Source organism: Roseovarius sp. M141 (assembly GCF_024355225.1).
In the GTDB taxonomy this organism is placed as follows: Bacteria; Pseudomonadota; Alphaproteobacteria; order Rhodobacterales; family Rhodobacteraceae; genus Roseovarius.
Window position 1 is genome coordinate 3534190 of record NZ_VCNH01000008.1, and the last position, 11713, is coordinate 3545902.

Annotated in this window: 16 protein-coding genes; 6 read left to right on the forward strand and 10 right to left on the reverse strand. The window is 62.5% G+C overall.

All coding sequences use genetic code 11. From position 1 onward, the window contains the following. Window positions 1–858 (forward strand): D-amino-acid transaminase, encoded by an 858-nt coding sequence (locus tag FGD77_RS21220; RefSeq protein ID WP_255013744.1) that lies wholly within the window; start codon window positions 1–3, stop codon window positions 856–858. Window positions 859–928: 70 nt separating this feature from the next. Here FGD77_RS21220 and FGD77_RS21225 read toward each other — a convergent pair whose 3' ends face one another. From FGD77_RS21225 to FGD77_RS21235, 3 genes are read right to left on the reverse strand one after another with little or no spacing between them, the layout of a single operon-like run. Beyond that, a complete protein-coding gene (locus tag FGD77_RS21225) occupies window positions 929–1243 on the reverse strand; it encodes a DUF1244 domain-containing protein (RefSeq protein ID WP_255013747.1) in 315 nt (104 codons plus the stop codon). Window positions 1244–1257: 14 nt separating this feature from the next. Then, window positions 1258–1611 (reverse strand): 5-carboxymethyl-2-hydroxymuconate isomerase, encoded by a 354-nt coding sequence (locus FGD77_RS21230; protein WP_255013752.1) that lies wholly within the window; start codon window positions 1609–1611, stop codon window positions 1258–1260. Between the two features lie 12 nt (window positions 1612–1623). Continuing rightward, window positions 1624–2364, reverse strand: coding sequence for an N-formylglutamate amidohydrolase (locus FGD77_RS21235; RefSeq protein ID WP_255013757.1), 741 nt, complete (start codon window positions 2362–2364; stop codon window positions 1624–1626). A 114-nt stretch (window positions 2365–2478) separates the two neighbouring features. Between FGD77_RS21235 and pyk the strand changes: the two genes are divergently transcribed. The 4 genes from pyk to FGD77_RS21255 all read left to right on the forward strand — a co-directional run bounded on the left by pyk (window position 2479) and on the right by FGD77_RS21255 (window position 5390). After that, window positions 2479–3924 (forward strand): pyruvate kinase, encoded by a 1446-nt coding sequence (gene pyk / locus FGD77_RS21240; RefSeq protein WP_255013762.1) that lies wholly within the window; start codon window positions 2479–2481, stop codon window positions 3922–3924. A gap of 263 nt (window positions 3925–4187) precedes the next feature. Continuing rightward, window positions 4188–4388: a 50S ribosomal protein L35 gene (gene rpmI, locus FGD77_RS21245; RefSeq protein ID WP_076531361.1), complete on the forward strand. Its 201-nt coding sequence runs from the start codon at window positions 4188–4190 to the stop codon at window positions 4386–4388. 12 nt (window positions 4389–4400) lie between these two features. After that, window positions 4401–4766, forward strand: a complete 366-nt coding sequence (gene rplT, locus FGD77_RS21250) for a 50S ribosomal protein L20 (protein WP_255013769.1) — start codon at window positions 4401–4403, stop codon at window positions 4764–4766. 399 nt (window positions 4767–5165) lie between these two features. Then, window positions 5166–5390, forward strand: coding sequence for a DUF6471 domain-containing protein (locus FGD77_RS21255; protein ID WP_255013771.1), 225 nt, complete (start codon window positions 5166–5168; stop codon window positions 5388–5390). Between the two features lie 74 nt (window positions 5391–5464). Here FGD77_RS21255 and FGD77_RS21260 read toward each other — a convergent pair whose 3' ends face one another. The 4 genes from FGD77_RS21260 to FGD77_RS21275 are packed head-to-tail and all read right to left on the reverse strand — an operon-like array spanning window position 5465 to window position 8804. Continuing rightward, window positions 5465–6016, reverse strand: a complete 552-nt coding sequence (locus tag FGD77_RS21260; protein WP_255013774.1) for a hypothetical protein — start codon at window positions 6014–6016, stop codon at window positions 5465–5467. Then, window positions 6013–7128 (reverse strand): exo-alpha-sialidase, encoded by a 1116-nt coding sequence (locus FGD77_RS21265; protein ID WP_255013777.1) that lies wholly within the window; start codon window positions 7126–7128, stop codon window positions 6013–6015. The genes FGD77_RS21260 and FGD77_RS21265 overlap by 4 nt, the downstream gene beginning before the upstream one ends. Then, window positions 7128–8111, reverse strand: a complete 984-nt coding sequence (locus FGD77_RS21270; protein ID WP_255013779.1) for an NAD(P)H-quinone oxidoreductase — start codon at window positions 8109–8111, stop codon at window positions 7128–7130. Before FGD77_RS21270 ends, FGD77_RS21265 begins: the two co-directional genes overlap by 1 nt. Before the next feature lie 15 nt (window positions 8112–8126). Next, window positions 8127–8804, reverse strand: coding sequence for a COQ9 family protein (locus FGD77_RS21275; protein WP_255013781.1), 678 nt, complete (start codon window positions 8802–8804; stop codon window positions 8127–8129). Window positions 8805–8908: 104 nt separating this feature from the next. Here FGD77_RS21275 and rpsU point away from each other — a divergent pair, with 104 nt between their 5' ends. Beyond that, on the forward strand, window positions 8909–9115 hold the full coding sequence (rpsU, locus tag FGD77_RS21280; RefSeq protein WP_025051451.1) for a 30S ribosomal protein S21: 207 nt from the start codon (window positions 8909–8911) through the stop codon (window positions 9113–9115). Between the two features lie 121 nt (window positions 9116–9236). On the opposite strand, the gene FGD77_RS21285 is transcribed toward rpsU, so the two are convergent. From FGD77_RS21285 to FGD77_RS21295, 3 genes are all read right to left on the reverse strand, one after another. Beyond that, complete coding sequence (locus FGD77_RS21285; protein WP_255013787.1) at window positions 9237–9566, reverse strand: hypothetical protein; 330 nt, start codon at window positions 9564–9566, stop codon at window positions 9237–9239. Window positions 9567–9611: 45 nt separating this feature from the next. Beyond that, window positions 9612–9890, reverse strand: a complete 279-nt coding sequence (locus FGD77_RS21290; RefSeq protein ID WP_255013790.1) for a hypothetical protein — start codon at window positions 9888–9890, stop codon at window positions 9612–9614. 450 nt (window positions 9891–10340) lie between these two features. Continuing rightward, window positions 10341–11696: an IS1380-like element IS1247 family transposase gene (locus FGD77_RS21295; RefSeq protein ID WP_006473457.1), complete on the reverse strand. Its 1356-nt coding sequence runs from the start codon at window positions 11694–11696 to the stop codon at window positions 10341–10343. Window positions 11697–11713: the final 17 nt, after the last annotated feature.

The following is an 11713-nucleotide window of genomic DNA, read 5'->3' on the forward strand; positions in this document are numbered from 1 at the left end:
ATGCGCACAGTTTACGTAAACGGCGATTACCTGCCCGAGAACGAGGCCAAGGTCTCTGTCTTTGACCGGGGCTTCCTGATGTCGGATGGCGTCTATGAGGTCACCAGCGTGCTGGGTGGCAAGCTGATCGATTTCGAAGGCCATGTGAAACGACTCGAGCGGTCACTGAGCGAGCTGGACATGCGCGCACCGGCAGCCATGGACGATCTTCTGACGATCCACCGCGAAATGGTGTCGCGCAATGATATTACCGATGGGCTGATTTACCTACAGGTCACGCGCGGCAATCCGGGCGACCGCGATTTCCACTATCCGCCTGCGGATACGGCGCCGACGCTGGTGCTGTTCACCCAGTCCAAGCCCGGCTTCGCGGCCTCGCCGCTTGCCCAGCGCGGAGCGCGGGTGATTTCAGTGCCCGACATGCGCTGGGGCCGCCGCGATATCAAAACGGTGCAGCTGCTTTATCCCTCGATGGCCAAGATGATGGCGCAGGAGGCGGGCGTCGACGATGCTTGGCTCGTTCAGGAGGGCAAGGTAACCGAGGGCACGTCTAACAACGCCTATATCGTCAAGAACGGGCGCATCATCACCCGCGCGCTCAGCCAAGACATCCTGCACGGCATCACCCGCGCCGCCGTCCTGCGCTTTGCCAGTGAGGCGCAGATGGAGATCGAAGAGCGCAGCTTTACCCTTGATGAGGCGATGCAGGCGGACGAGGCGTTTTTTACCTCGGCCAGCGCGTTTGTCATGCCCGTGGTCGAAATCGATGGCACTGCACTGGGCGATGGCACGCCCGGCCCGGTCGCGACCCGCCTGCGCGAGGTCTATATCGACGAAAGCCTCAAGCGCGCGGTCTGACAGAGCCGCATCCCCAGCTTTTTCTTGGTCAAAATATCCATTGCGCGCCGCTGCATCCCGGCGTGCCCTCTCAGCCCTTGTCGCCGACATTCTGTGCAAACGACACTTTGAATGCGTCCTGTTGGGCGGCGCTGGCCTCGGTCTGGTGGTTCGCTTTCCATTCGGCCATCGTCATGCCGTAATAGATCTCGCGCGCCTCGTCCTTGCCCATGTCGATGCCGCGCTCGTTGGCGGCCTCCTGGTACCAGCGGCTCAGACAATTGCGGCAGAACCCCGCGAGGTTCATCATGTCGATATTCTGCACATCGGTGCGGTCCTCCATCAGGTGCTTGCGCAACCTGCGGAATGCCGCAGCCTCCAGTTCGATTTGTGTCTGCTCGTCCATGTTCTCACTCCCCCTTAACTGTCATCTGGTAGCACGCGCTTGGCGTAGGCGCCGTCCAGATCGGCCAAATTCACCGACAGGCTGTGCACCTGCGGCAGCGCATCGGTCATGACACGCAGGATCGTCTGCGCCAGATCTGATCTGGTATCGTCATCGCGCCCCGGCAAGAGCAACAATGTCGCATGGGCATAGCTTTGCCCCTGCGTGCCCAGAAGATGCGCGCCCGATTGCAGCGTGCGCAGCTTCAGCGCATCGGGCCTCGGGATCGCCGGATGGGCCGCCAGCGCGTCAAACAGCGCGGCACAGAGTGCCTGCAACGCAAGCGGCGATGCGGCCTCCGGGGAATGTTCTACAACGACATGCGGCATGGCGGTCCTTGTCTACAGCCCCTCGCGGGCCAGCGTTTCGACCAGTATGGACGCAAGGCGCGCGCCCCAGGCGCGTTGCTGCGCCTCGGTCCGGATCAAATCATTGCGCAGCTCGATCAGCACGTTGGGCCGGTGCTCTGCGATGGCGTGCCGCGCGATGGTATCGCCCGGCAGGTGGCCCGTATAGGGCTGATTGTCACCGACGCTCAGATCCGGCTCGGCTCGCAGCCGCGCCAGCAGGGGATGCGCCAGCCGCGTGTCCGTGGAATAGAGCAGCCCCATTTGCCAAGGGCGCGGCGCGTGACCGCGCAGCTGCGGGGTATAGCTGTGGATCGACACGATCACAGGTGCCGCGCGCTGCGCCGCCTGCCGGGCCACCGCATTGTGGTAAGGCCTGTGGCAGCGCATCAGCCGCTCGTCCATATTGATGCCGCTGATACCGCGATTGCCCGGAATGATGGTGCCGTCATAGAGCTGCATGATCAGCGTCGGATCATCTTCGCCGCGATTCGGATCGATCACCAACCGCGAGAACCGCGACAGGATCGCGGGACCGTTCAGCGCAGCAGCCAGCGCGCGGCTGACCCCTTCGGCGCCGGGATCATAGGCGATGTGGCGCGCCATGTCGCCCGGCCCCACACCCAGCGTACCCCCGGCCACGAAATCGGGCACCAGATTGGACGCGTGATCGCACAGCACCACCCAGCGCCCATTGCGCCCGGCCCCGTCCACGACGAATGGCTGGTATGTCATATCGTGTAATCCACCCTGTTTCGCCCCTTGTGTTGCATGAAATGCTGGCATCGCACGCCGGGCGATGTTAGCGATAACTGAAACGACGCCCCTCAGCCCTAGGGAATCCCACATATGAGACGCCATCGCAACGTCAAGATCGTCGCCACGCTCGGCCCCGCCTCGGAAACCTACGACATGATCCGCGCCCTGCACGAGGCCGGCGCCGACGTGTTCCGCCTGAACATGAGCCATGGCGATCACGAGGGGATTCGCGAAAAGCACCGGATCATCCGGCAGGTCGAAAAGGATCTGGACAGCCCGATCTGCATTCTGGCCGACCTTCAGGGCCCCAAGCTGCGCGTCGGCGTCTTTGCCAATGGCGAAGAGGAGTTGATCCCCGGCGCCGCCTTCCGGCTGGATCTGGACGCCGCCGAGGGCGACGCCGCCCGCGTGAACCTGCCCCACCCCGAGATTTTCGCCGCCCTCAAACCCGGCGCGACCCTGCTGGTGAATGATGGCAAGATCCGCCTGACCGTCACCGATTGCGGCAAGGACCACGCCAATTGCGAAGTCATCGTCGGCGGCACCATCAGCAACCGCAAGGGCGTGAACGTGCCGGATGTGGAACTGCCGCTGGCCGCGCTGTCGAAAAAGGACCGCAAGGATCTGGAATTCGTCTGCCAGCTGGGCGTCGACTGGCTGGCGCTCAGCTTCGTTCAGCGCCCCGAGGACGTGACCGAGGCGCGCGAACTGGCCGCAGGGCGGGCCGCAATTCTCAGCAAGATCGAAAAACCGTCGGCCGTCACCCGATTCAACGGTATTCTGGCGGCGTCCGACGGAATCATGGTGGCGCGCGGCGATCTGGGCGTCGAGCTTCCGGTTCAGAACGTTCCGCCGATCCAGAAACGCCTGGTACGCGCGTGCCGCGCCGCTGCGAAGCCGGTGATCGTCGCCACCCAGATGCTGGAATCGATGATTGAGGCGCCGGTGCCGACCCGCGCCGAGGTCAGCGATGTGGCGACCGCAATCTACGAGGGCGCCGATGCCATCATGCTGTCGGCGGAATCTGCGGCCGGCCAGTACCCGATCGAAGCCGTGACGACGATGGACAACGTCGCGCGCGAGGTCGAAAGCGACCCGACCTACACCCAGATCATCGAGGCGTCGCGCGTCGCGGTACGCTCGACCGTCGCCGACGGCATCGTGGCGGCCGCGCGCGAAATAGCCGAGACGGCCAACATCAAGGCGATCTGCTGCTTCACCCAGTCAGGCACGACCGCCCTTCTGACCGCGCGCGAACGCCCCCGCGTGCCGATCATTGCCATGACGTCGCTGCGCGGCACCGCGCGGCGCCTGTCGGTGAGTTGGGGAATAAACTGCGTCATGACGCCCGAATTGGACCGCTTCAAGCAGGCGGTCATCATCGCGGCGCGCGCCGCCCGCTCGCAGGGTTACGCGACCACGCTGGACCAGATCGTGGTGACCGCAGGCGTGCCCTTCAACGTGCCGGGCACCACCAACATCCTGCGCGTCGCGCCCTGTCAGGAAAGCATGATCTACGCCACCGATCCCAGCTAGGATCGCGTGGCCCGCTGGCGGGATGACGCAACTTGCCGCCAGACCCGCCTTGTGGTCTGGTCGCTCTGGAAAACTCCGGGTGGATACCGTTTGATCGACCTCGCGCATGCCCTTGTCCGGGCCGTCGGGCGGGTCATCCACCAACGCGCATTGCCCCTTGCGCCGCCGCCCCATCGCCCCTAAAAGACGGACTTCACCCGCGCGTCCGGCCCGAAGTGGCATGCCGAGTCGCGCGTTCGACCGAACTTCAAGAGGAGCCGGAAATGCCCAAGATGAAAACGAAATCGAGCTGCAAAAAGCGGTTCAAGATCTCGGCCTCGGGCCGTGTGATCGCAGGTCAGGCCGGCAAACAGCACGGCATGATCAAGCGCAGCAATAAATTCCTCCGCAATGCGCGCGGAACCACCACCCTGTCAAAGGCTGATGAGCAGATCATCAAGCCGATGATGCCCTACGCGCGCTAAGGAGGATCAGACATGTCCCGAGTCAAAAGTGGTGTCGTCACGCACGCCCGTCACAAGAAGGTCATCAAGGCAGCCAAGGGCTACTATGGCCGCCGCAAGAACACGTTCAAGGTTGCCGCGCAGGCCGTCGACAAGGCCAACCAATACGCCACGCGCGACCGCAAGAACCGCAAGCGCAGCTTCCGCGCGCTGTGGATCCAGCGGATCAACGCCGCCGTGCGCAGCCATGACGAGGCGCTGACATACAGCCGCTTCATCAACGGTCTGGCGCTGGCCGGTGTCGAGGTTGACCGCAAGGTTCTGGCCGATCTGGCCGTTCACGAGCCCGCCGCCTTCGCCGCGATTGTCGAGCAAGCCAAGGGCGCACTGTCCGCCTGAGCCACGCCTCATAATACAAATACCAAAACGCCGCCGGATCACCCCGGCGGCGTTTTTCATGGCACGACCCACTTGCCCGCCTCTTTTTCTTGCAGAAATATCCGGCCTTATGTATCAAATATACCAACCGAACAGGGGGATTATCCGCGGCTGCACTGAGGGCAGTGCTGCCGCGCCATTGATCTTTGGTCAGCGCATTTCGCAGAACGTCTGATAAGCTGCTCTTCGCCAGCCTAGCAGATGCTGCAAAAGATCAGTCTGTGCGATGCTGCTGAAAGAGAAACGGTGCTGCGCCACGACCATCACATTAATGCCTATGTAAGCGAATGTGATGGATATGCGCACCGAAAACAGCGACTTATGTATCGTATTTAGTATTTTTATTTACACGGGTGACACATGGCAGATCAAAGCGATTGGGACTCCAAGGCCGCGAATCTCTTGAAAGCAGAGCTGAAACGTAAAGGCGTGACTTACGCTCAGCTTGTTGAAAGGCTGGACGCAATCGGAATCAGCGACAAAGAAGTGAACATCCGTAACAAGCTGTCCCGAGGGAAGTTTTCGGCGGCGTTCCTGTTGCAATGCCTGTCAGCCGTAGGCGCGTCGCAGTTGCACCTGGACTAGCTCTGGTAACATCAGGGCAGGCTCAATAGGGCAATGGGGGACGCCGAGGCGACATGGTGAACCCACCGGCCCTGTCAAAACAACCGCAGCACCAGAACGATCAGCGCCGCAGGCACCAGCATGGGATGCAGCACATGATCAAACCAATTGCTGCTGCCCCACCCCATGACCCAGATCGCCTGCGCCACAACCACCAGCACCGGCAGGAACAGCGCCCCTTGCCACAGCCCCAGCACACACAGCGCCAGCGCCATGATCGCCACCGGCCACGGCGCATAGCCCAGCCGGTAGACATCGCCCGGAACAGCCCCGGCCGCGCTGGCAAGGAACGCGATATAGAGCACGACGAAAATCACCAGCCCGGCACTGCCGAAGGGCTGAACCGGCACCCCCAGATGCGCCGCCATTTGGCGCAGGATCAGCAGCGGCAACACCACCCCAACCGGCCCCAGCACAGCAATCAGCCCGCGCAGCGGCAGCGTATCGCGAAAAAGCGCTGCGCAAACCGCGCCCAGCGCCAGACCCAGCGCCAGACTGACCGACAGTTCCAGCCCCAGGCTGAACGCCCCCCACGCCATCCAGCCCAGCACCAGCGCCAGCCACGCCGTCGACACCAGCGCGCTCATGTGCCCAGCGCCCAGCTCAGGTTAAAGACATGCGCGCGGATGCCTGCCTTGGCCCCGATGCTATAGGCCAGCACGATGCGCCCGTCCGGCAGGGCGCGCATCATCGGATAGCGGGCGTCTCCGCCGCCCTCCTCCAGCCGGTGCAGTGGGCGCCATGTATCACCGCTGTCCTCGCTGAGCGTCAGGCTCAGGATGCTGCCATCGCCCGCATCGTCATTGACCGCCATCAGTATTCGATCCCCGCCCAGCGCCAGTGCCGCGACGGGGGCGGAGGGGTTGGGAATGTTCATTTCACGCACCGGCGCCCAGCTTTGACCGCCATCGTCGCTTCGTGTCATCAGTAGCCGTGCTGCCCCGGATTCGAAATTGCGCAGAAACGCAACAGCGCGGCGGCTGTCCAGCGGCACGACCATGGGCTGAATCACCTTCATCGGCCCGGTCATCCGGCGCATGTCGCGGACCCGCCCCTGCCCGTCCAACCGCACCAAGGCGCCATAGGTCTGGCCCATCTCGAAATAGGCCGGCAAGGCGTGACTGCCGTCCGCATACCCCACCATCGGCGACTTCACCAAAAAGGACCGATTGAGCAACGGCGACAGATTCAGCTTGCGCGCAACCTTCGGCCCGTCCGGCCCCAAGCGCACATCCGCGACCGACGCCATCGCCCAGCCGCCGACCGACACGACCGTCGCGTATAGCGCGTCCGGCGCTGCATCATTCTGCACGGTATTGCCCAGCGTCACGACCAGTTGCCGTGGCTCGAACGCGTCTGACAGCCCTCCGCGCGTCACGCGTGGCGTTACCGGTGACACGCCGTCCGCGCCAATATCAACGCCAACGATATCGACATCGGCGCGCGCCTCCTGCGAGCCTTCGAACCACAGGATGCTGTAGCCGCCGTCGCGCAGAACGATCCCCGGGGAATGCGCCTCTCCCGCGGACGCCGAATACTCCAGCACCGTCTCGAACATCGGCGCGCCACCCTGCGCCAATGGCGCAGGCACCGCCCAGTCCCACGCCAGCGGTACATCGCGGCGGATCGCCCACGCGCTCAGCCCGACGCTCAGCGCTGCCAATCCCAGGATGGCGATCTGCATGGCGCCGGGGGTCATCAACCGACCTTGAGGATGATCTTGCCGATATGGGCGCTGCTTTCCATATGCGCATGCGCCTTGGCCGCATCGGCCAGCGCATAGGTGCTGTCCATTACCGGCGCGATACGGCCTGCCGCAAGCAGCGGCCAGACGGTTTGCAACAGCGCCCGTGCAATCGCGGCCTTGGCGATATCGCTTTGCGGGCGTAGGGTGCTGCCGGTGATGGTCAGGCGTCGCATCATCACATGGGCAAAGTTCAGCTCGACCTTCGGCCCGCCGAGGAACGCAATCTGCACCAGCCGCCCGTCATCGGCCAGCGCGCGCACGTTGCGCGGGATGTAGTCACCGCCGACCATGTCGAGGATCAGGTTGGCGCCCCCCTCGGCCCTCAGCACATCGACGAAATCCTCGTCACGATAGTTGATCGCCCGCTCCGCGCCCAACTCCACGCATTTGGCGCATTTCTCGTCCGAACCGGCGGTGGTGAAGACCCGCGCGCCCAGCACATTGGCCAACTGGATCGCCGTCGTGCCGATCCCCGAGGACCCGCCATGCACCAAAAACCGCTCGCCCGCCTGCAAGCCGCCGCGCTGGAACACGTTGGACCAGACGGTAAAGAACGTCTCGGGCAGGCAGGCCGCCTGCGCCATGTCCATGGCTTCGGGGATGGGCAGGCAGTGGGCGGCTGGGGTGGCGACGTATTCGGCATAGCCGCCACCGGGCAGCAGGGCGCAGACACGGTCGCCGACCTTCCAGTCGGTGACGCCGCTGCCCACCGCCGCCACCTCGCCCGAGGCTTCCAGCCCGGGCAGATCGCTGGCGCCCTTCGGCGGGGCGTATGCGCCCGCGCGTTGCAGCGCGTCGGGGCGGTTGACGCCGGCATAGGCCACGCGAATCACCACCTCGTCGCCGCGCGGCTCGGGGCGGGGACGGGTGCATAGACGCAGCACGTCCGGCCCGCCCGCCTCGGTGATCTCAACAGCCTGCATCATATCGCTCATCTCGTATTTTCCCTATCAGCGTTTGCCGGACCAATGCCCCGGCAGATCGTTATCCTTGCGCGGCGCGCGGATCTGGCCCAGCAGCGCCATCGGCCCGGCCATCAGCGCGGCGGTCAGCTTGTTATCGCGCGCCTTCGCCTTGATCTTCTCGATCTGCATGACATCGTCGATGCGCCTGTCCAGAAACTCCCACGTTGCCGCATGGTCGGGGCTGTCATCGCCCAGCCAATACAGCACGGTCGAACCGTAGACCCCCGACAAGGTCGCGCGCTTGGTATACCAGTTCACGTCGTCCGAGGTGTCGCCCAGCGCGGTCCAGATATGATCGGCGGTCTGCCACAGCGCACGGGCGCCGTCGGCGGCGTGTTGCGGCAGCGCGAACAGGCTCATGCCCCGGCGCACCATTTCAGGCTCTGCGCCCTCCAGCCGCCAGCGCACGGCGGCCGCGATCCGGTCGCGAAACCGCATGTCGCCAAGATCAGCCGCCGCCAGCCGGTCCAGCATGGCCCGATCCCCGGCCGCGTGATAGGCCAAGGCCAGATCGACCGCCCCGCGCGGGCACGCGGCGCGGGCCACGGCGATGTCCACCCCGGCGTCGCGGGCACAAGCGGCAAAGGCCGCATCGCTCCACCCGTCGAAGGGCACATGGGCACCAGCGGCGTCCAGCAATCGGTCGATAATGTCGGTCTGCATGGCATCCTCCTGTTGTCATCCACCCTAGACATATAGGGCGATCTTTGCTATAGACGCCCTTCCTGCAAATCATGCAAATTCAACTAGGAAGGTGGTGACACCACATGCAGGTTAGTGTTCGCGACAACAATGTCGATCAGGCGCTTCGTGCCCTGAAGAAGAAACTGCAGCGCGAAGGCGTATTTCGCGAAATGAAGCTCAAGCAACATTTCGAGAAGCCGTCCGAGAAAAAAGCGCGCGAGAAGGCCGAGGCGATTCGCCGTGCCCGGAAACTGGCGCGTAAGAAGCTTCAGCGCGAAGGGATGATGTAAGTCACCCCCTTCGGTGCGGTTTTGACCGACACGTATGAGATTGAAGGACCCCCGAGCGTTGGCTTCGGGGGTTTTTTGTTTAGTCAGTAGTAGTTTAATAGATTCCGAGCAAACCCAAGCACTAGCGATAAGTCTTGGTGAAATCTTCAACTGCTGCGACTAACCGCATCTGAACCGATTTTTCTGCGCCTAGTTTCTCCATCTCCCGAACATCCAGACAAAATCGACCTCTGTATTCTCCTCCAAGGAGATCTTCATATCGAAGATTAACCTCAAAGGGCGGAAGGGGAGTATCTATATCTAGAAGATCCGGCCCAAGGGCCAAGCTAAATTCGATTGCTTTGTCCTGCTCAATAACCCGAAATGGGTGGTGTCGCTCAAAAATATTTGTAAACAGTTTATACTTTTCCAAGTTAACGGCAGGTTTTTCAATCTCTAAGTAAACATTCAACGCGGCTCCCGCACCAACGTTTGACAATCTAAAGGTGACCAATTCTCATGCATCTTCCCGTTGCCCAAAATGCGCTACAAGAACAGGATCAGCAGCCGCTTCTCTGGACTTACGTTGCTCCATCAGTGCATTTGCCGCCAAAAATGTCGAGGCGCCTGCAACCGTTAAAGAGATAACTAGAGGCAGAATCTGAATGTAGTCGCTTCGAATAGGGTCACTCGTGCTGAAATCAAGCCCCAAATAAGCTAGCAACGATAGAAAAACTCCTAAAGCGACCCCAACAGCGATTTTACCGTCTCGAAGAAACGTGTCACGACGCTTCAACTTTTCGTGTCTCACCGTGTATCTAGACATAAATCACTAAACTAAAAAGAGATAAAAGCCCCCGCGATTCCGCGGGAGCTTGTTATTGCCGGATCCTGCGCGATCGCGAATGGACAGCCGCCATGGACCGGATGAGGGCTGACGATCGCAATGGCAACGGTTGATACATCAATAGCAGGTCGAAGCCGAAGCCCGACAGTCAGGCCGCCTCCGGCGGGAGTATTTTTAGCCTGCATTCCCCAAGTGGCGTGTCGTTTGAGGTGAAGATCGCCTGTATCCGAGCGCTAGACAAGGATTTTCTGCCGCAAGCGGCACCTGCGGTCGCGCAGACTGCTGGATCTGGACGGATCAGACCGCGAAGCCGCTGTTTCCTTGCCCAGGGGCGGCGTTTTTCAGCGCAGCGGACAGATCTGTCCAGCCGCTTTCGTTCAGTTTGAGCGTGGATCGCGATCATGCGCATAGCGGTGGCGCTCGCAATCGGCGGATAGCGGCGAGGATGGCGCGTACCATCGTGCCGGTGACAGCGACCTCGGCCAGCTGGAAGGTGATGGTGCGGGCGTGACGGACCACACGTGCCCCGATCTTGATCAGCTTCAGTTGCAGGCTGGTCAACGACCAGTCGGCCATGGCCTCGGGCAGCTCGATGCAGCGCAAGAAGGTGGCCAGGTTGTACGCCAGGGCGTGCAGTTGCAGCCGCACCTCATTGTCGCGGAACTTCCGGCACGACAGCCGCGTCCAGCGAAAGGCGTATTTGCCCTCTTTGATGTGCTGCTCGGCGGTGCCGCGCTGGTTGTAGAACCGCACCACCCAGTCCGGCTCCATCGGCAGGTTGGTGACGATGAAGCCGACACGCGGGAACAGTTCGCCCGGATGCCATTCGATCTTGGCGATCACCCGGCGTTCCTTGTCCCAGGACGCCGCCTGATACTCGAATTCCTCGAAGAACCGCTTGACCTTGGTCAGTGACGGCCGCCCGACAGGGCGCGTTAGCCGATGCGCGATCTTGTCCTTGAGGACCGCGTTTGCGGGCAGCCGGATGGCGTAGAAGAACCGCGCTTCTTCCAATCGCTCATAGATCGCCGGGATCGCGTAGGCAGCATCGGCCCGGAAGAACCTGCCACCAAGGTCGCGCTCCGCGTAGCGCGCAATGACGGGGTCGAGAACATCACGCCAGCCATCGGCGCTGTGGACGTTGCCATGGCGCAGGGCGCAGCGTTCCAGCATCCCGAACTGGTTGAACAGAAAGTTGGGGTGATAGCAGCTACAGTCGAAATGGCCATTCCAGGCGGACCCTTCCTGGTCGCCATGGGTCGGGCTGACCGAGCTGTCCATGTCCAGAACGATGTACTTCAGCCCGTTACGGTCATGGAACCGGTCGATCCATTGCCCGTTCAGGTCGGCCAGCGCGGCACGGTTCCCGGCCAGAGCCAGCGTCTCGGTCTCGAACCGTCCCATCTGCGATGCCGAGGCCGCTTGTGCATCGACCGCTCTGCCGCCGACAACTTGGCGCATGACCGGATCGCAGGCGAGACGGTTGGCGTCGTTGACATCCTCGTATCCGGCCAGCCGCCCAAAGACTGATTGCCGGAACAGGCCGTCGAGCCGATGGACCGTGTTCTTGCCAGAGCGAGTATCGCGCAGCGCCGCTGACGCCAAATCGGACAACCCGAGCGCGTCATCAAGCTCGCGCATCACCAGAAGGCCGCCGTCGGAACTGAGCTGCGTGCCGCGAAATTCCAGCCGCACGCGAGGGTCGAAATCCACCCGATCTGCCCGTTGCAAGCCCGCACCCTCTGGGTGATCCATGAAACGCGCCCCTCGCA

Coding starts and splice junctions, on each gene's coding strand:
- FGD77_RS21220 (WP_255013744.1), top strand. CDS start 1: ATGCGCACAGTTTACGTAAACGGCGATTACCTGCCCGAGAACGAGGCC.
- FGD77_RS21225 (WP_255013747.1), bottom strand. CDS start 1,243: ATGGACGAGCAGACACAAATCGAACTGGAGGCTGCGGCATTCCGCAGG.
- FGD77_RS21230 (WP_255013752.1), bottom strand. CDS start 1,611: ATGCCGCATGTCGTTGTAGAACATTCCCCGGAGGCCGCATCGCCGCTT.
- FGD77_RS21235 (WP_255013757.1), bottom strand. CDS start 2,364: ATGACATACCAGCCATTCGTCGTGGACGGGGCCGGGCGCAATGGGCGC.
- pyk (WP_255013762.1), top strand. CDS start 2,479: ATGAGACGCCATCGCAACGTCAAGATCGTCGCCACGCTCGGCCCCGCC.
- rpmI (WP_076531361.1), top strand. CDS start 4,188: ATGCCCAAGATGAAAACGAAATCGAGCTGCAAAAAGCGGTTCAAGATC.
- rplT (WP_255013769.1), top strand. CDS start 4,401: ATGTCCCGAGTCAAAAGTGGTGTCGTCACGCACGCCCGTCACAAGAAG.
- FGD77_RS21255 (WP_255013771.1), top strand. CDS start 5,166: ATGGCAGATCAAAGCGATTGGGACTCCAAGGCCGCGAATCTCTTGAAA.
- FGD77_RS21260 (WP_255013774.1), bottom strand. CDS start 6,016: ATGAGCGCGCTGGTGTCGACGGCGTGGCTGGCGCTGGTGCTGGGCTGG.
- FGD77_RS21265 (WP_255013777.1), bottom strand. CDS start 7,128: ATGACCCCCGGCGCCATGCAGATCGCCATCCTGGGATTGGCAGCGCTG.
- FGD77_RS21270 (WP_255013779.1), bottom strand. CDS start 8,111: ATGAGCGATATGATGCAGGCTGTTGAGATCACCGAGGCGGGCGGGCCG.
- FGD77_RS21275 (WP_255013781.1), bottom strand. CDS start 8,804: ATGCAGACCGACATTATCGACCGATTGCTGGACGCCGCTGGTGCCCAT.
- rpsU (WP_025051451.1), top strand. CDS start 8,909: ATGCAGGTTAGTGTTCGCGACAACAATGTCGATCAGGCGCTTCGTGCC.
- FGD77_RS21295 (WP_006473457.1), bottom strand. CDS start 11,696: ATGGATCACCCAGAGGGTGCGGGCTTGCAACGGGCAGATCGGGTGGAT.